At 52.2% G+C, this 17,044-nt stretch carries 16 protein-coding genes; 12 read left to right on the top strand and 4 right to left on the bottom strand.

Annotated features, from left to right (window positions below; genetic code table 11):
• Positions 1 to 35 precede the first annotated feature (35 nt).
• Together nirD and ACJJI6_RS20680 are read left to right on the top strand one after the other, a co-directional pair.
• Positions 36 to 482 carry a nitrite reductase small subunit NirD gene (gene nirD, locus ACJJI6_RS20685; protein WP_282931350.1) on the top strand — a complete coding sequence of 149 codons (447 nt, stop codon included), beginning with the start codon at positions 36 to 38 and terminating at the stop codon, positions 480 to 482.
• Positions 482 to 3,244: a nitrate reductase gene (locus tag ACJJI6_RS20680; RefSeq protein ID WP_475711933.1), complete on the top strand. Its 2,763-nt coding sequence runs from the start codon at positions 482 to 484 to the stop codon at positions 3,242 to 3,244. Before nirD ends, ACJJI6_RS20680 begins: the two co-directional genes overlap by 1 nt.
• 99 nt (positions 3,245 to 3,343) lie before the next feature.
• Here ACJJI6_RS20680 and ACJJI6_RS20675 read toward each other — a convergent pair whose 3' ends face one another.
• Positions 3,344 to 4,276: a LysR family transcriptional regulator gene (locus ACJJI6_RS20675; protein ID WP_475711932.1), complete on the bottom strand. Its 933-nt coding sequence runs from the start codon at positions 4,274 to 4,276 to the stop codon at positions 3,344 to 3,346.
• Positions 4,277 to 4,651: 375 nt separating this feature from the next.
• Between ACJJI6_RS20675 and ACJJI6_RS20670 the strand changes: the two genes are divergently transcribed.
• From ACJJI6_RS20670 to ACJJI6_RS20660, 3 genes are all read left to right on the top strand, one after another.
• Positions 4,652 to 5,254 (top strand): LysE family translocator, encoded by a 603-nt coding sequence (locus tag ACJJI6_RS20670; protein WP_475711931.1) that lies wholly within the window; start codon positions 4,652 to 4,654, stop codon positions 5,252 to 5,254.
• Positions 5,255 to 5,337: 83 nt separating this feature from the next.
• Positions 5,338 to 5,751 (top strand): VOC family protein, encoded by a 414-nt coding sequence (locus tag ACJJI6_RS20665; protein ID WP_282931346.1) that lies wholly within the window; start codon positions 5,338 to 5,340, stop codon positions 5,749 to 5,751.
• Between the two features lie 80 nt (positions 5,752 to 5,831).
• On the top strand, positions 5,832 to 6,557 hold the full coding sequence (locus ACJJI6_RS20660; RefSeq protein WP_475711930.1) for a dienelactone hydrolase family protein: 726 nt from the start codon (positions 5,832 to 5,834) through the stop codon (positions 6,555 to 6,557).
• A 92-nt stretch (positions 6,558 to 6,649) separates the two neighbouring features.
• Here ACJJI6_RS20660 and soxR read toward each other — a convergent pair whose 3' ends face one another.
• Positions 6,650 to 7,138: a redox-sensitive transcriptional activator SoxR gene (gene soxR / locus ACJJI6_RS20655; protein WP_282931344.1), complete on the bottom strand. Its 489-nt coding sequence runs from the start codon at positions 7,136 to 7,138 to the stop codon at positions 6,650 to 6,652.
• A gap of 84 nt (positions 7,139 to 7,222) precedes the next feature.
• Between soxR and ACJJI6_RS20650 the strand changes: the two genes are divergently transcribed.
• The 5 genes from ACJJI6_RS20650 to ACJJI6_RS20630 all read left to right on the top strand — a co-directional run bounded on the left by ACJJI6_RS20650 (position 7,223) and on the right by ACJJI6_RS20630 (position 10,959).
• Positions 7,223 to 7,378 carry a hypothetical protein gene (locus tag ACJJI6_RS20650; protein ID WP_444915586.1) on the top strand — a complete coding sequence of 52 codons (156 nt, stop codon included), beginning with the start codon at positions 7,223 to 7,225 and terminating at the stop codon, positions 7,376 to 7,378.
• Positions 7,379 to 7,396: 18 nt separating this feature from the next.
• On the top strand, positions 7,397 to 8,620 hold the full coding sequence (locus ACJJI6_RS20645) for an MFS transporter (protein WP_475711929.1): 1,224 nt from the start codon (positions 7,397 to 7,399) through the stop codon (positions 8,618 to 8,620).
• 92 nt (positions 8,621 to 8,712) lie between these two features.
• Positions 8,713 to 9,678: an ABC transporter ATP-binding protein gene (locus tag ACJJI6_RS20640; protein WP_413663247.1), complete on the top strand. Its 966-nt coding sequence runs from the start codon at positions 8,713 to 8,715 to the stop codon at positions 9,676 to 9,678.
• Entirely contained in the window at positions 9,675 to 10,436 is a 762-nt protein-coding gene (locus ACJJI6_RS20635) for an ABC transporter permease (RefSeq protein ID WP_413663248.1), read from the top strand. Before ACJJI6_RS20640 ends, ACJJI6_RS20635 begins: the two co-directional genes overlap by 4 nt.
• 58 nt (positions 10,437 to 10,494) lie before the next feature.
• Positions 10,495 to 10,959 carry a GFA family protein gene (locus ACJJI6_RS20630; protein ID WP_475711928.1) on the top strand — a complete coding sequence of 155 codons (465 nt, stop codon included), beginning with the start codon at positions 10,495 to 10,497 and terminating at the stop codon, positions 10,957 to 10,959.
• Here the strand turns inward: ACJJI6_RS20630 and ACJJI6_RS20625 are convergent.
• Entirely contained in the window at positions 10,940 to 11,572 is a 633-nt protein-coding gene (locus ACJJI6_RS20625) for a TetR/AcrR family transcriptional regulator (RefSeq protein WP_413663250.1), read from the bottom strand. The two genes, ACJJI6_RS20630 and ACJJI6_RS20625, sit on opposite strands and share 20 nt — an antisense overlap.
• Positions 11,573 to 11,706: 134 nt before the next feature.
• Between ACJJI6_RS20625 and ACJJI6_RS20620 the strand changes: the two genes are divergently transcribed.
• Both ACJJI6_RS20620 and ACJJI6_RS20615 read left to right on the top strand, forming a co-directional pair.
• A complete protein-coding gene (locus tag ACJJI6_RS20620; RefSeq protein ID WP_444891968.1) occupies positions 11,707 to 12,825 on the top strand; it encodes an efflux RND transporter periplasmic adaptor subunit in 1,119 nt (372 codons plus the stop codon).
• A 120-nt stretch (positions 12,826 to 12,945) separates the two neighbouring features.
• Entirely contained in the window at positions 12,946 to 16,065 is a 3,120-nt protein-coding gene (locus tag ACJJI6_RS20615; protein ID WP_475711927.1) for an efflux RND transporter permease subunit, read from the top strand.
• 64 nt (positions 16,066 to 16,129) lie between these two features.
• Here ACJJI6_RS20615 and ACJJI6_RS20610 read toward each other — a convergent pair whose 3' ends face one another.
• A complete protein-coding gene (locus ACJJI6_RS20610) occupies positions 16,130 to 17,032 on the bottom strand; it encodes an MBL fold metallo-hydrolase (protein WP_475711926.1) in 903 nt (300 codons plus the stop codon).
• Positions 17,033 to 17,044 lie beyond the last annotated feature (12 nt).

The raw sequence follows: 17,044 nt of genomic DNA, 5'->3' as shown, positions 1-17,044 counted from the left end.
TTTGAATCCTTTCCATCCATTGTGAGGAAATTATTATGAGCCTGGCTGCCCTGCAAGAAACTCCCTCAAATTCAGTTGCCATAACCCACCCCCAATGGTCTCCAATCTGTCAGCGATCAGATTTGGTCACCAACTCTGGGGTATGTGCGCTTTGGGGCGATACCTCCGTATACCCAACGAAGGCTTTGAATACAGTGACTAAAACTGTCTATCAAAGAAGCATCGCCCTGTTTTTTTTACCCGACCAGGAACAACAGCTTTATGCCGTTGACAACTGGGACCCAATCGCACAAGCTGGTGTGATTGCAAGAGGAATTATTGCGGAATTGGAAGGGGAATTAACCATTGCTTCCCCAATGTATAAAAACCATTTCCGCCTTAGCGATGGAGTCTGCATGGAAGACAGCGATATCAAGCTTGCCACCTACCCGCTGGCATTTAGTGGGAACACGGTTTACATCGGCAACAATAAGCTACAGTAATGGCAGTACAGGAATTTCTGAGCGCGCACCGCTCCTGCACTACCTGCCCCTATTGTGGTGTCGGTTGTGGGGTTTCGGTTAACAGGGAAGAGCGCGCAAATACTACAGCGATTACTGTTAGTGGCGATTCCCAGCACCCTTCAAATTTCGGCAAATTGTGCGTTAAAGGTTCTGCGCTCGGCGAAACGCTGGGCGAACACGGCCGTCTCCTACACCCTCGCCTGCACGGAAAAGATTGTGACTGGGATACTGCGCTCTCTTATATGGCCGATGCCTTTAAACAGACAATTCGCGACCATGGCCCTGACTCTGTAGCTTTTTATCTGTCCGGTCAGCTTCTCACCGAAGACTACTATGTGGCCAACAAGTTAATGAAGGGATTTATTGGCTCTGCCAATATTGATACCAATTCCCGACTTTGTATGGCCTCTGCGGTGGTGGGATATAAACGCGCATTTGGTGCCGATGCGGTACCCTGTTCCTATGAGGATCTGGAACAGGCTGAACTTATCGTGCTTATCGGTTCCAATGCAGCCTGGACACATCCGATCTTATTCCAGCGAATGCAGGCAGGTGCTGCAAAGCTTGTCGTTATCGACCCCCGTGGCAGCGCTACCAGTGAAATGGCAGATCTGCACCTGGCAATTAAACCCGGCACTGATGCGGCACTATTCAATGGACTTCTGCGTTTTCTCAGCCGGCACTATTATCTAGATACCGACTACATAAAAAATCATACACAGGGATTTGCCGATACCTTAGCTGCGGCTCAAGACTGGTCACCAGAATTAACTGCGGCCACCTGTGGCATATCTATCGAAAAACTATTGGAATTTTTTCAGGCATTTGCAGCAACAGAAAAGACCATTAGTTTTTATTCCATGGGAATCAATCAGTCCAGCAGCGGCACTGATAAAAACAACGCAATCATAAACTGCCATTTAGCCACCGGACACGTGGGCAAAATTGGTGCAGGGCCATTTTCTATTACCGGCCAACCCAACGCGATGGGTGGACGCGAGGTGGGCGGACTTGCCAATACCCTCGCCGCGCATATGGAGTTTAACGAGCAGGATATTGACCGGGTATCACGATTCTGGAATTCCGATCAAATTGCTACCAAGCCGGGAATGAAGGCTGTGGATATGTTCCGCGCGGTAGAAAGCGGAAAAATTAAAGCCATTTGGATTATGGCTACTAACCCCGCCGTCAGTATGCCCGAAGCCGATAGAGTCAAAGCTGCGCTACAGAAATGCCCGCTGGTTATTGTCTCCGACTGCATTGCCAATACCGATACCGCTCGCTGCGCCGATTTGCTACTTCCCGCAACAGGCTGGGGAGAAAAAAACGGCACTGTCACCAATGCAGAACGACGTATCTCTCGGCAACGTGGATTTTTATCCCCAGCGGGAGAAGCTCGCCACGACTGGCAAGCCCTGTGCGGACTGGCTCAACATTTAGGCTATGGAGATCAGTTTAATTATTCACACCCCGCCGATATTTTTCGTGAGCACGCCCAGCTTTCCGGCTTCGAAAACCACGGCTCCAGGGCTTTCGATATCTCCGCACTCGCCAATATCAATCGCAGTGAATACGATGCACTGGCCCCGGTACAGTGGCCGGTCAATCAGGAGCACCCGGCTGGGTGCAAACGCTTATTCACCAGTGGACAGTTTTTTACCCCGGACAAGCGTGCACGCTTTATCCCCATAGCGCCGCAGCCTCCGGAACAGCAGATCAGTGGCGAGTATCCTATATGGCTCAATACCGGCCGTATGCGCGACCAGTGGCATACCATGACTCGAACGGGGCGGGTAAGAAAATTACTCGATCACAGCGAACTGCCGGAAATACAAATAAACCCCAAGGATGCCGCTCGCTTCCAGGTTAAAGATGGGGAATTAGTTCGGTTAAACAGTGCCTCATCTAAAATGGTCGGCCGCGCCGCACTCAACGGAGGGCAAAAAAGAGGGGAGATCTTTGCCCCCATTCACTGGAGTGAAACCTTCTCACAGGATTCCAAGCCCAGTGCCCTGGCGGACTCCAGTATTGATCCCTATTCCGGTCAACCTGAATTCAAACAGGTTCCCGTTAGTGTCAGTCCCCTGGCAGCTGAATACTTTGCCACAATGATCTGTGCCGAAGAGACTGCCGTTAGAGTATGGGATTGGTTACAGCAGTCCAACGACAGCAGTATCCTACACTGGTATCGAGTCCCCTTGGAAAATGGCTTTCGCTATGAAATTGCCGCAAACCAACTTATCCACGGGCGGGAACTGGCATCCAAGATAATGGACGAGCAGCGCCAATTGTTCTGGCAGGAATTGGTTACCCCTAAAAGTCAGCGCTGGATCGCCTACGATAATAGCTTAAAACTTCTGATTTTCTCTGGTAGAGACTGGCACCAATTACCCAGCCGACAGCACCTGGAAAGCTACCTGGCCACTCCCCTGCCTGAATCACCGGGGCAACTGCTTCATCCCATAAAGCCCGGTGTGAAGATGATTTGTACCTGCCTCCAGGTTTCCCGGCCACAGATAGAGGAGGCCATCGCCCAAGGCATTAACACCGTCGAAGCATTGGGAGAAACCCTTGGCTGCGGTACCAACTGCGGTTCCTGCAAACCAGAAATTTCCAGCATTATTCGCACAGTTAACGCTTCTGAAGACACATCCATGGAGTCAACTCCGGTAAAGCAAGATCCGGTAGAAATAAGCAGTAATGCCCAAATAAATATGGTTCAGGAATTTATTCCGCAGTAAGGTTTTAAATTCCCCCATGAATAAAAGGACCTCTGCCCGCAAGTGACCAACCTTGACGGCAGAGGCCTCTACCGAACTATTGAGAACCTTCCTGGACAATTAATCAACCGCTTCTTCAGCTAGCTTTTGCGCTAAATCGCGAGGATGGCAGGCGGCCAGCTGGGTATCACTATCGGCCAAATAATCAATCAATTTTTGTATAGGGCCTTCAGAGACTCCGTTTGAAGGTCTAACTGCATAGGCGGGTAAATTCGGAAGCTGCCAGTCTGGCAATAACTCTTGTACATCATCCTGTGCGCTTATTAAAAATCGAGGTGGCGCCGATAGTCCCAGGCCGCAGCTCGTCAGTCGATAAGCCGCTTCAACACTGTCGACAGTCGCTACCGGGGTGTAGCTAACTTCATATTCGCCCTGCTGCCGATGTAGAAATTGCCGGTGATTGGGCCGCATTGTCAGCCCAATCCACGGCCAGACTGCAAGGTCGCGAGGATGACCCGGAAAACCATAGCGATCCAGCATATCCCCACTGGCAATTAACACCCGTTCCAATTCAAATATCTTACGCGCTTTCAAATTGCTGTCAGGCATATTACCCAGGCGAATTGCCAAGTCAAAACCACCGCCAATTACATCCTCGTGCTGGTCGCTGCATTGAAGCTGTAAATGAATACCCAGATCCCGCCGGACAAAGCCCACTATTTTGCTCAGCAAGCGGCTGTGGATCAAAACGGCGGGGATTGCAATTTTAAGCCGACTGATACTGTGTTCCTCTCGCGCTTTGTATTCTCCGAGACCATCGGCATACAAATCCAATATATTCTGTGCCGTTTTATAAATCTTTTCCCCATCTTCGGTCAGGGACAACTTGCGGGTATTGCGATACAAGAGCGCAACGCCAAGACTTTCCTCCAACCTCGCCACATACGAACTGACGCTGGCGATAGAAATATCCAGTTCCGAAGAAGCGCCTCTAAAAGAGCCGCTTTCCACAACCTTGGCAAACACCAGTAAATAGCGAATATCCTTTAGCACAATAGCAACTCCCTATGAATTCTCTAAAGGTACTTCTGGGTCAACAGGAAAGGATACACCGCTCTCGCGAAGATCTGTAAATATATTGCTGTTAGCACGTAATCGGCATCCAGTCTCATGCAGCACACTCGTCCATACTTACTACTGGGGTGGAAGGAAAGAATACACCGCACTCGAGACACGCAGTAAATACATCCCTGTAAGTTCCTAATCGGCATCCATGCCTCATAGGGTCCCGAGCGCAGTGTATTCTTTCCTTCTCCCTTTTTAGTAAGTAAATTTTTATAAACAATATATTTCAGTTTTAAGTATCTAATCATTTTCCTACCAGGCCATTAAAGTCTCCAAACAATTGATAACTGCCAGGAGCAGCGAATGTCACTACTTCTTGCTATGTTTGGGTTTTCCCTGGCTATGTCCATTACACCGGGGCCGGTGAATATGCTTATCATTTCCTCTGGGGTGAATTATGGATTTATCCGCACCTTGCCCTTTGTATCAGGAGCCACAATAGGCTTTACACTGTTACTTGCAGCTATAGGCCTTGGGCTCTATCAGGTAATAGAAATTTATCCCCAGTTACTACGATATGTTGCGATACCAGGATCAATTTATGTGGCCTTTATCGGCTACCAAACAGCGGCTGCACCTACTAAACATGCGGACATTGAGCGGTTACAAGAGCCACGTTTCTACCAAGGATTTTTATTGCAATGGCTTAACCCAAAGGCCTGGATCGCCTGCCTTTCTGGAGTGGCTATTTTCTCCAGCAGCGATAACCACAGCAATTTACTCACATTCACCCTGGTTTACTTTCTGGTTTGCTACATATCATTAAGTTTTTGGGCTATTGCCGGGGATCGGGCTCGCTTACTATTAGAGAGTCAATACCGGCGCAAAATATTTAACAGATCCATGGGGAGCCTTCTGATTATTTGCGCTACCTACCTTCTCTACAGCCAGGCTTTTACAGATTAACTAAAAAATCTCTAACATTTAATTCACTCGACAACTACCTTAGGGTCCACCTAGTCTTAGTAAAAACTAAGCTTGGGCTGCCTATGATTAAGCTCCACCATATTGACCATATTGTCTTGCGTGTCCAATCTCTAAAACCCATGCTCGACTTTTACCAAAATATTCTTGGATGCAGCATTGTGCGCCAACGGGATGATATTGGCCTCTACCAACTCCGCGCAGGCACTTGCATGATAGATTTAGTGCCAGTTGATAAACCTATAGGCCAGAGAGGGGGAGCAGCACCAGGAAAGGAAGGGCGGAACCTGGATCATTTTTGCTTCCGGGTTGAACCCTTTAATCCGGAGAGTATTCAAGCCTTTTTAGCGCAGGAACAGGTAAAGTTTTCGCCAGCAGAAGAGCGCTTTGGTGCCGATGGAATTGGCCTGTCAATTTACATCTCAGATCCCGAGGACAATGTGATTGAGCTGAAAGGACCACCCACTGGCAACAACTGAAGTTTGTGCCACGCTTGCGGAGTAGCCGGGCCCTTACCGGTTTCCCAACGACTCTTTCTCGATCAGCCAGGCGACTCACTATGGAAGCGGAAGTAATTGACTACACCGTAAACGGGGATACTTTTTGCGGATATCTCGCATGGGATGAAAATATCAGTGACAAACGGCCGGGGGTTTTACTGGTACACGAATGGTGGGGTCACAATGCCTTTGTGCGCGAGCAGGCGGAGAAACTGGCCAACTGCGGCTACCTCGCTTTTGCAGTGGATATGTTTGGCGCAGGCAAACAGACCGATGATCCACAAGAGGCACAACAGTTCAGAGATGAAGCCCTGAAGGACCCGGTGGCCCTTGAAGCGCGCTTCCGCACAGCATTATCACTGCTCCAGCAGCAGCCCCAAGCAGACCCGGACCAGGTCGCAGCTCAGGGCTATTGTTTTGGCGGCGGAGTCGTACTCGCTATGGCTCGAGTCGGCGTGGACTTGCGCGGCGTAGTCAGTTACCACGGCGCCCTGGCAAGAAGTACCCCCGCACAAAACAAACCTATTAATGCTGAAATACAGGTCTACACCGGCGGCGCCGATGTGATGGTTCCACCGGACCAGGTCGGCCAGTTTGTTACTGAGATGCAGGAATCCGAAGCCAAATTAACTCTGGTCAGTTACCCGGGGGTTCTACATGGATTTACCAACCCCTGTGCAACAGACCGGGGAGAAAAGTTCGGCCTGCCGCTGGCCTATAACCGTGAAGCCGCTGATGACGCTTGGCGGGGAACACTGGCATTTTACGAGAAGATTTTCTCCTGAAGTGAACGCCGGAAAACTGCTAGCAACCTTTTAGCGCGATAAAAGTACGCCTTGGGAGTTGGTAGCAGTACTCGTGTATTGCTACTACTTTTCTACTCGGTCAAATCCAAATAGCGAGCTCCCCCTCCCTGCTCCGCAGCTTCATCCCCGGGATTCCGTAAAGGGCATTTCTGCATAGACAAACAACCACAGCCAATACATCCCTCAAGGTCATCGCGCAACTTGGTTAACTGCTGGATACGCTGATCCAACTCTTCACGCCAGTGAGAAGAGAGTGATGACCAATCCCCCGCATTGGGAGTGCGCTTATTAGGAAGTTCCCCGAAGGCCTCGCGTATTTCTGACAGGGGAATACCGGTGCTCTGTGCCACCTTGATAATGGCCACTCGGCGCAACACATCCCGCGAGTAACGCCTTTGATTTCCCGAGGTCCGCCAGCTGGCAATCAGGCCTTTGCTTTCATAGAAATGCAGGGCGCTGACTGCCACGCCGCTGCGCTCGGCCACTTCGCCAACAGTCAGCTCCCGCTTGATTTGCTTTGACTTAACCGCTCCTTTTTCGGCCGATTCTTCAGCTGCCATAAAAACGCCCACCAACCATTGACCTAAACATTAGTTGAGGTTTTACACTGCTGCGCAACCTAATGCAAGCGAGGGAGAAAAGTGATGGAAAAGCACCAAGCAAACGGCGTTGCGCAACCAGCCGGTCAAGCCAACCCCAACCTGTTCTTACTACTAGTGGCAGCTGCAAGCCTGAACCCCAAATTTGCTACTGAGATACGCGAGTCTGGACATACCGCGAAGAGAAACCCTGGGACCTAGAAGCAGCGACTAATAATCATGAAGCACACGACCAGCGGGATACCGTCTCAGAGCCGTATCACATTACTGTGCCTGGCAGCACTCACTATCATGTCGGGGGCCACTGTAGCCCCGTCACTACCTGCACTGCAGCAGTATTTCTCAGGGACACCCAATAGTGATTTGTGGAGCCGACTGGTAGTGACCTTGCCCGCTTTGAGCATCGCCCTCTGCGCTCCATTAGCAGGCTGGATTGCTGATCGCCATGGCCGCCTGCAATTATTGAAAGCAGCCCTGGTACTCTATGGACTATCCGGTCTACTAGCCCTATTTCAGGATAATCTCGCAGGTATCCTGACTAGCCGCCTACTATTGGGAGTTGCCGTGGCCGGAACAATGACCTCGGTAACAGCCCTGGTGGGGGATTATTTCAGCCGGGAGCAACGCCTAACTTATTTGAGCCAGCAGAGTACTTTTATCAGTATCGGTGGGGTCGTATTTCTAACCCTGGGCGGACTACTGGCCAGCTTACATTGGCGCGCCCCCTTCGCAATTTACTTGTTGGCCTTACTACTAGTTCCAGCAGTTAAAATTTTCCTTTGGGAGCCCGTGCGAATAAGGCCTTTCAAGCACAGAGACCCAAAAAAAGAAAAGCAGGCTAACCCGCTTGCATTTTATGCACTACTGGCGGCGGCAACTTTAAATAGCCTGGCTTTTACCCTGATTCCAACTCAGATCCCGTTTTACTTGCGCGAGATAGAAATCTCCTCACCCAGCCTTATTGCTATGGCTATCGCCTCCAGCAATGTTATGGGAGCCATCGCCTCATTACTGATTTACCGGCGAGCCCGGAATCAACTGGGAGTGCTCGGCGTTTTTATCGCAAGCTTTACTATTATGGCCGCCAGTTTTGGGCTGCTCGCCGGCGCTCAAAACCTGACGGAAATAGTTGCTTTTATTGCCCTCTATGGACTTGGAATGGGTACTCTGATACCACATATCTTTTCTACGGCTCTCGAGTCTGCTCCGGAGTCAAAAAGAGGGAAAACTGCGGGATTTCTGACAACTGGAATTTTTCTTGGGCAATTTATTTCGCCTTTCATCAGCCAGCCCTGGATTGATAAAATGGGATATTCCAGTGCATTCTCATCCATGGCTTTAATTTTGATGTTCGCCGCCTCCAGCGCAGCTTTGATATACATCATTAAAATTAAAAAAGAATTCTCATTGGCATATACTTCCGGGCTGGGATCGGGAAACTGATCCGACGGGAAAGGTATTCCTCCTTTCTGCCCGATAAATCCACCTGACAACACACAACCAAAGCCGTACGGTAATTTTGGCAAGGAGAAAAAGTGGAATCGATTATTTCCATCAAAGGCTTGGGAAAAACCTATGCCGAGGGGTTTACCGCCCTGAAGAATATCGACCTGGAAATTCAGCGGGGAGAACTCTTTGCCTTGCTCGGCCCCAATGGTGCGGGCAAGACAACCATGATCAGCATTATCTGCGGCATCGTAAATCCAAGCTGCGGTGAGGTCACCGTCAATGGTTACAATATTCAGCGGGACTATCGCAATGCCCGCAATGAGATTGGTCTGGTGCCCCAGGAGATATCCACCGATGCCTTTGAAACCGTTTGGGCGGCAGTGAAATTCAGCCGCGGTCTATTCGGCAAGGCTCCCAATCCCGCCTATCTGGAGAAAATTCTACGGCAGCTATCCCTATGGGAGAAAAAAGATAACAAAATTATTACGCTTTCAGGAGGAATGAAGCGCCGGCTGATGATCGCCAAAGCGCTATCCCACGAGCCCAATGTACTCTTCCTCGACGAACCCACCGCCGGGGTCGATGTGGAGCTACGCCAGGATATGTGGCAAATGGTGCGCGAACTGAAAGAGTCGGGAGTAACCGTTATCCTCACCACCCACTATATCGAAGAGGCCGAGGAAATGGCCGATCGTGTCGGTGTTATCAATCACGGCCAACTGGTTCTGGTTGAGGAGAAAAATGCACTGATGAAGAAAATGGGGGAGAAAGAACTCAGCCTGCAACTGCCCACACCACTGCAACAAATTCCAGAGAGTCTTGCTGACCTGCCACTCAGTCTCAGCAGCGATGGCAGCCAGCTAGTTTATCGCTTTGATATCAAAAGCGAAGACACTGGTCTTGCGGAATTTCTGCGCCGTTTAAATGCCGCCAATATTGAATTCCGCGATTTACACACCCGGGAAAGCTCCCTGGAGGAAATTTTCGTCAACTTGGTTCACGGTGCCCGCCTTGAACGGGAAGAGCAGCTCAGTAAGGAGGCACAGGCATGAATTGGTATGGAATTGGCGCCATCTATAAGTTTGAGATGGCCCGCACCTGGCGCACCCTGATGCAGAGCATCGCCTCACCGGTGCTCTCCACATCTCTCTATTTTATTGTCTTTGGTGCGGCGATTGGATCGCGTATGGGGGATATCGACGGGGTCAGTTACGGGGCCTTTATTATTCCAGGATTGGTTATGCTGGCACTGCTCAGCGAGAGTATATCCAACGCCTCTTTCGGAATATTTTTCCCTAAGTTTTCCGGCACCATTTATGAAGTACTGTCCGCTCCCATATCCTCCTTCGAAATCGTCACAGGATATGTGGGTGCCGCAGCGACAAAGTCCATTTTATTGGGGCTGTTGATATTACTGACCGCTCGCTTTTTTGTGGATTACGAAATTGTACACCCCTGGTGGATGCTGACATTCCTCGCGCTGACTGCCGTCACTTTTAGCCTGTTCGGATTTATTATCGGAGTTTGGGCCGATGACTTTCAGAAGCTGCAAGTTATTCCGCTGATGATTATTACGCCGCTCACTTTTCTCGGCGGTGCATTTTATTCGATCAGTATGCTGCCGGAAATGTGGCAAAAAATTACCTTGTTCAACCCGGTAGTTTATTTGATCAGCGGCTTCCGCTGGGCTTTTTACGGCGTAGCCGATGTTAACCTGGGGCTGAGTATCGGCATGACCTTGCTCTTTCTGGTGCTGTGTCTCACCACCGTCTGGTGGATTTTCCGCACCGGATACCGCATCAAAACCTGATTCCTCCCCCACGCCGCTGTGCCAACCTTAGTAAAGGCGGTACAGCGGTGGACTTAGCATGGTGGAGGAATATCACGAAGGGAGCTGCGTTTGCGGGCAACTGCGCTTTCGCGCCCTCGGCTCCCCTCGCCGGGTCAGCCTGTGCTCTTGTCAGTGGTGTAGAAAGCGCAGCGGTAGCCCCATCGGCTTATCGGTCTACTTCAAAAAGAAACAAATAGCTTTTCTTCAGGGCCATTTGCAAACCCACACTCTTTACTCCGATGCCGGTCGCTGGATAAAGAGCCAGTTCTGCCCCGATTGCGGCAGCACGCTCACCTGGACACTGGAATTCCTACCCGAATATCGGGGCTTTGGCGGCGGCGCCTTTGATGCACCGGAATTTATTTATCCCGAGCGCTATGTTTACAGCCGCAACAAACCTGAGTGGATCCAGGTCGCCAGTGATATTGTCCTGTGCCCCGCGATGGCGGAGCAGCCCAAGAATACAGGCAATAATTCCGGCGCTAGTGGTGGGCACACATAAAGGTTCTCACCGCCTTTTGTACGCGCTCACGGCGCTCTTCCTGTGTCGACATTTGTCGGCAGCCGATCAAGACCTGCATATGATGGCAACCCAGCAACAAGCCGATAAAATCTTCCGCCGCTACGGCGGGATTATCCACCTTCAACATCTGTAACTGATTGGCTCTGCGCAGTAGCTGCTCTATCTCCCCCAAAATCCGCTGGGGACCTGCGTCAAAAAATAGCTGGGCCATTTCCGACTCCTGGGATGCCAGGGCACACAAAAGGCGTAACAGACGCACGCTATCCTCGCTCTCCACCATCCCCATAAAAGCGTCGCCAATACGCTCCAGGACCTGCTCTACCGATTCCCCCTCTTCTAAAGCAAAGATGGGCAGGGGCATCATCATTTCGCAGCGAGAGGCAATAGCGGCGCTAAAGAGCGTCTCCTTATCGGAGAAGTGGCTGTAGACCGTAAGTTTGGATACTCCCGCAGCCGAGGCCACCGCATCCACGCTGGTAGCGGCAAAACCGTGGGATAAAAACAGGTCCCGGGCGGCATCCAGAATGGCTTGGCGTTTCACCGGATCCTTGGGGCGACCGCGCTGGGCGGCCGTCTGGGTCTGCTCAGACATAGCTCTCCATATACTAGACTCGTTAGTTCATTAAATATACTATACTCGCCAGTATAACATTGATGGCCGCCCGGCCATGCTTGACCCAGTCACGGATCTGCCTCGACGCGCCAGCGCCGGGGAAGGAAGCCAATATGTACCGAATGCTAATCCTCGCTGCGCTCTCACTCAGCCTTTTGCTGAGCGCTTGTGCCCCCTCTGAATCCCAGGAACAAGAAACCAAACCGCGGCCCGCTGTTATGGTGCGCCCCACCCTGGCCAGCGCCCAAACCGATGTCTATCCCGGTGAGGTAAGAGCCCGCTTCGAGCCGGCACTGGCCTTCCGTATCGGCGGGAAAATCCAGCGGCGCCTGGTAAATGTCGGCGACCGTGTGGAGCAGGGCCAGCCCCTGGCGGAACTGGATACTGAAGACCTGCTGCTACAACTGGATTCAGCCCGCGCCAGCCATACTTCCGCCGAGGCAGACCAGCGCCTGGCTAGCAGTGAACTCTCGCGCCACCGCAAGCTATTGGAAAAGCAGCTGGTGAGCCTATCCCAGTTCGATACCGTAGAAACCCAATTCGAAGCCAGCGAAGCGCGACTACAGCAGGCCAAGGCACAGCTGGATGTTGCCCGCAACCAGGCTGCCTACGCCGTACTCAAGGCGCCGGAAAGTGGCGTGATCGCCCGCCGCATGGCCGAGGCCGGCCAGGTCGTTGCCGCAGGACAAGGCATTTTTGAGCTGGCAGCCGATGGTGAACGGGAAGTGCGTATCGACCTGCCGGAACAATCCATCAGCCGCTTTAAAGTGGGCCAACCGCTAACTGTCGAACTCTGGTCCCAACCGGGCCAATCTTTCCCCGCACGCATCCGCGAACTATCGCCGGCAGCCGATCCCATATCCCGCACCTTTGAAGCCAGGGTCGCTTTCGAAAATAAAGTGAGTGGTGTAGAAATCGGCCAGAGTGCACGGGCATTTGTCCCCAGGGCGGAAACAACTGATGTGCTGCAAGTTCCTATGTCAGCAGTCAGTGCTGACGATGGCGCCGCATTTGTATGGGTATTAAATCCAGAGACAAAAACGCTGCACAAAACTCCGGTCAGCCTGGGCCCCTACGGTGAGGAGTTTGTCTCGGTATTTTCCGGGTTGGAACGCAATGACTGGATTGTGGCCGCAGGTACCCATTTATTGCAGGAAGGTATGGTGGTGCGCCCTGTGGACCGTATGAACCGCCCCATCGAACAGGGGCCGTCTCTCGCCCATCAGGAATAAATTAAAGGCGCGGGAACAATAATGCCTGCCCGCGCAAATTAATTCCCAATAAAGCCTCGATAACAATTTCCAAAGTGCGGCCGCGAACAGCAGAGCCGCCCTTGAAACAGAGAAACTGCCATGGGTTTTAACCTCTCCGAGTGGGCCTTAAAAAACCGCCCGCTGGTGCTTTACGCAATGATCGTCCTGGGACTGCTGGGAACCTTTTCCTATACCCAATTGGGGCAAAGTGAAGATCCACCCTTTACCTTTAAGGTGATGGTGATCAACACCGTCTGGCCCGGCGCCAGCGCCGAAGATGTGTCCCGCCAGATTACCGAACGGGTAGAAAAGAAATTACTGGAGACCGGTGATTACCAGCGTATCTCCTCTTTTTCCCGTCCGGGGCAATCCCAGGTATTGTTTGTTGCCCGGGACGATATGCACTCCCGTGACATTCCCGATCTCTGGTATGAAGTGCGCAAAAAGGTGGGAGATATTCGCCACACCCTGCCGCCGGATATCCAGGGCCCATTTTTTAACGACGAGTTTGGCACCACCTTCGGCAATATTTATGCACTCACCGGCAGTGGCTTCGATTACGCACTGATGAAGGACTACGCTGAGCGGCTGCAACTGGCCCTTCAGCGAGTTAAGGATGTAGGCAAGGTCGAGTTGCTGGGATTGCAGGACGAAAAAATTTGGGTGGAAATATCCAACACCAAATTGGCCTCCATGGGCATTCCCCTGTCTGCGGTTCAAAACGCCCTGCAAGCGCAAAACCAGGTCACCGATGGCGGCTTTGTGGATACCGTCAGCGACCGGGTGCGCATCCGTGTGAGCGGACAATTCACCTCAGTCAATGAAATACGCCAGTTTCCTATTACCGCAGATGGCCGCACCCAGCGCCTGGGAGATATCGCCCAGGTCCGCCGCGGCTTTAGCGATCCGGCCCAGCCCCGCATGCGCTTTATGGGAGAGGACGCCATCGGCCTCGCCGTGTCCATGAAGGAAGGAGGAGATATTTTAAAGTTGGGTAAAGCCCTCGACGAAACCTTTGCCCGACTACAGGAAGATCTGCCCATAGGTATGGAACTGCGCAAGGTCTCCGACCAACCGGCGGCAGTAAAACGCGGCGTTGGCGAATTCCTGCAAGTGCTGGCCGAAGCCCTGGGTATCGTACTGCTAGTGAGTTTTTTCTCCCTTGGCAGCCGCCCGGGATTGATTGTGGCGCTGTCGATCCCATTGGTATTGGCGATGACCTTCGCGCTGATGCACTACTTCAATATCGGACTGCACAAGATCTCGCTGGGGGCACTGGTGCTCGCCCTGGGCTTAATGGTGGACGACGCCATTATCGCGGTGGAGATGATGGCGATAAAAATGGAGCAGGGGCTCAGTCGACTAAAAGCCGCCGGCTTCGCCTGGACCAGCACCGCTTTTCCCATGCTCACCGGTACACTGATTACCGCCGCCGGTTTTTTACCGATTGCCACCGCCCAGTCCGGTACCGGTGAATACACCCGATCTATTTTCCAGGTGGTCACCCTGTCGCTAATCGTTTCCTGGATTGCCGCCGTGGTCTTTGTACCCTATCTGGGCCACTACCTGCTGCCAAACCTGGCGCGACACGGCCACGGCGGTGAAGTGGCAGACCCCTACCAAAAACCCTTTTACCAGCGCTTCCGCCGCTTTATTACCTGGTGCCTGCGCAATCGCAAAACAGTGATCGCGGCTACCCTGGCGATTTTTGTCGGCTCGCTCGCTCTGTTCAAACTGGTTCCGCAACAGTTCTTCCCCTCTTCCGGGCGTCTCGAATTGATGGTGGACCTGAAGCTGGCCGAGGGTGCCTCGCTGAAATCCACCGAGCACCAGGCCAAAAGGCTGGAAACCCTGCTGGCGCAAAACGATCAGGTAGAAAATTACGTGGCCTATGTGGGCACCGGCTCCCCGCGCTTCTACCTGCCTTTGGACCAGCAACTGCCCGCTGCCAGCTTCGCCCAGTTTGTTGTAATGACCCGCAGTGTCGAAGAGCGCGAGCAAGTGCGCAGCTGGTTGATCAATACGATGAATGAGGAGTTCCCCACCCTGCGCAGCCGTGTGTCCCGCCTCGAGAACGGCCCGCCCGTAGGTTACCCGGTGCAATTCCGCTTGTCCGGCGAACATATTCGCGAAGTGCGCGGATTGGCCCGGGAAGTGGCCGAGCGCCTGCGGGACAATCCACAAGTGACCAACGTGCACCTGGACTGGGAAGAACCCAGTAAATCTATCAACCTCAATATCGACCAGGACCGCGCTCGCGCGATGGGCGTCAACAGTGCAACCTTGTCCCAGGCTCTGCAAAGTTCCTTGACCGGTATCACTGTGAGCCAATACCGGGAAGATAACGAGCTGATCGACGTGCGTGTGCGCGGTAATGAAGACGATCGCTATGCCCTGCGCCAGTTGGGCAACCTCGCAGTACAAACCGACAGCGGCCGCAGTGTACCGCTGAACCAGATTGCCACCCTGGAATACGGTTTTGAGGAAGGTATTATCTGGCACCGGGATCGCCTACCCACCGTTACCGTGCGCGCTGATATTTATGGGGAAGAATTACCGGCGACCGTCGTCAATGCCGTGTGGCCTCAACTTCAATCTATTCGCGATAAATTACCGCCGGGCTACTTGCTGGAAGTGGGTGGTACCGTGGAAGAATCTGCGCGGGGGCAAAAATCGGTCAATGCCGGTATGCCGCTATTTGTGCTGGTAGTCTTTACCCTGCTGATGCTGCAATTGCGCAGTATGTCCCTATCCACCATGGTATTCCTCACAGCTCCCCTGGGTCTGATCGGCGTTACCCTGTTCCTGCTGCTGTTTGGCAAACCCTTTGGTTTTGTCGCCATGCTGGGCACCATCGCCCTGGCGGGAATGATTATGCGTAACTCGGTGATTTTGGTGGACCAGATACAGCAGGATATCAGTCAGGGCCTCAGTCCCTGGGATGCAATTGTCGAGTCGACGGTAAGACGCTTCAGGCCGATTGTTTTGACAGCGCTGACTGCGGTATTGGCGATGATTCCACTGTCCCGCAGTGACTTCTTTGGCCCTATGGCGGTCGCCATTATGGGCGGATTGATTGTCGCAACCGGACTCACCCTACTGTTCCTGCCAGCACTCTATGCCGCTTGGTTCCGAGTGCGGGAAGAACACAATGAAGAAGCAGTGGAAAGTAATCCTGAATTTGGCGGGCCCATGACCCCGAATGCCACTACAGATTAAAATCACCGGGTAATCCAACAAAAAAGGCGGCGCAGGTTTTCACTGCGCCGCCTTTTTTTATTCTCTAAGACTGCGTCAGGGAGTCGTAAACGATCCCGGTCCAAATATCCGGTGTCATAAAACCCTGGCCATACTGCGCATCAAATTCCGCAGTCGGTTTTGCAGAAATCACTTCCTGCCGGGTTTTACCCTCATCCACCATCGCTTTCACTTTGTCCCTAAGCCCTGCCAGTATATTGCGCTGCTGTTGCAGTTCTGCCCGATTACTGAGAGGACCGTGACCGGGAATAATTTTTGTATCTTCCCCCGCCATTGCCAGAGCGGTGTCCATAGCTTCGATCATGCCATCCACCGAGCCTCCGGAAGAGAGATCGATAAAGGGATAGTTGCCGTTAAAATATATATCTCCCATATGAATCACATCGGCTTCGGCAAAATGCACGATGGAGTCACCATCCGTGTGCGCCGGCCCCACATGTTGGACCTTTACCCTATCGCCATTCCAGTAAAAGGTAGTGGCATCGGTAAAGGTTATCACCGGTAATGCTTCTGGAGGAGATGGCTCAACCTTGCGCTTAAACGCCTCAATAAACTGCTCGGTACTTACCCGTTTGCGCACATTCTCGTGAGCCACAATCAGGGCGCCGCTTTTACCCAGGTTTTCATTACCGCCGGTATGATCTCCATGCCAGTGGGTATTAATGACAAAACGCAAAGGCTGCTTGGCTAACTCAGCTACTGCCTGTTGAATTTTTGCGGTCAAAGGCGCGTATTGGTCATCCACCATAAAGGTACCGTCCTCCCCCACCAGTACCGCAATATTGCCCCCAGCCCCTTTGAGCATATAAACATTGCCAGACACGGATTCACTACTAATTTCCACATTGGCAAACCGATCCTGCGCAGAGGTAAAAGATGCAGCCAATACAGAAACCGCCAGGGCGACGGAACCTACTACGTTCTTCATAAAAACTCCCAG

It is taken from the genome of Microbulbifer maximicatervae (SeqCode), from assembly GCF_056232625.1.
The sequence above is the reverse complement of the archived record's forward strand: the minus strand, read 5'-3'. Positions and strand labels throughout refer to the sequence as shown.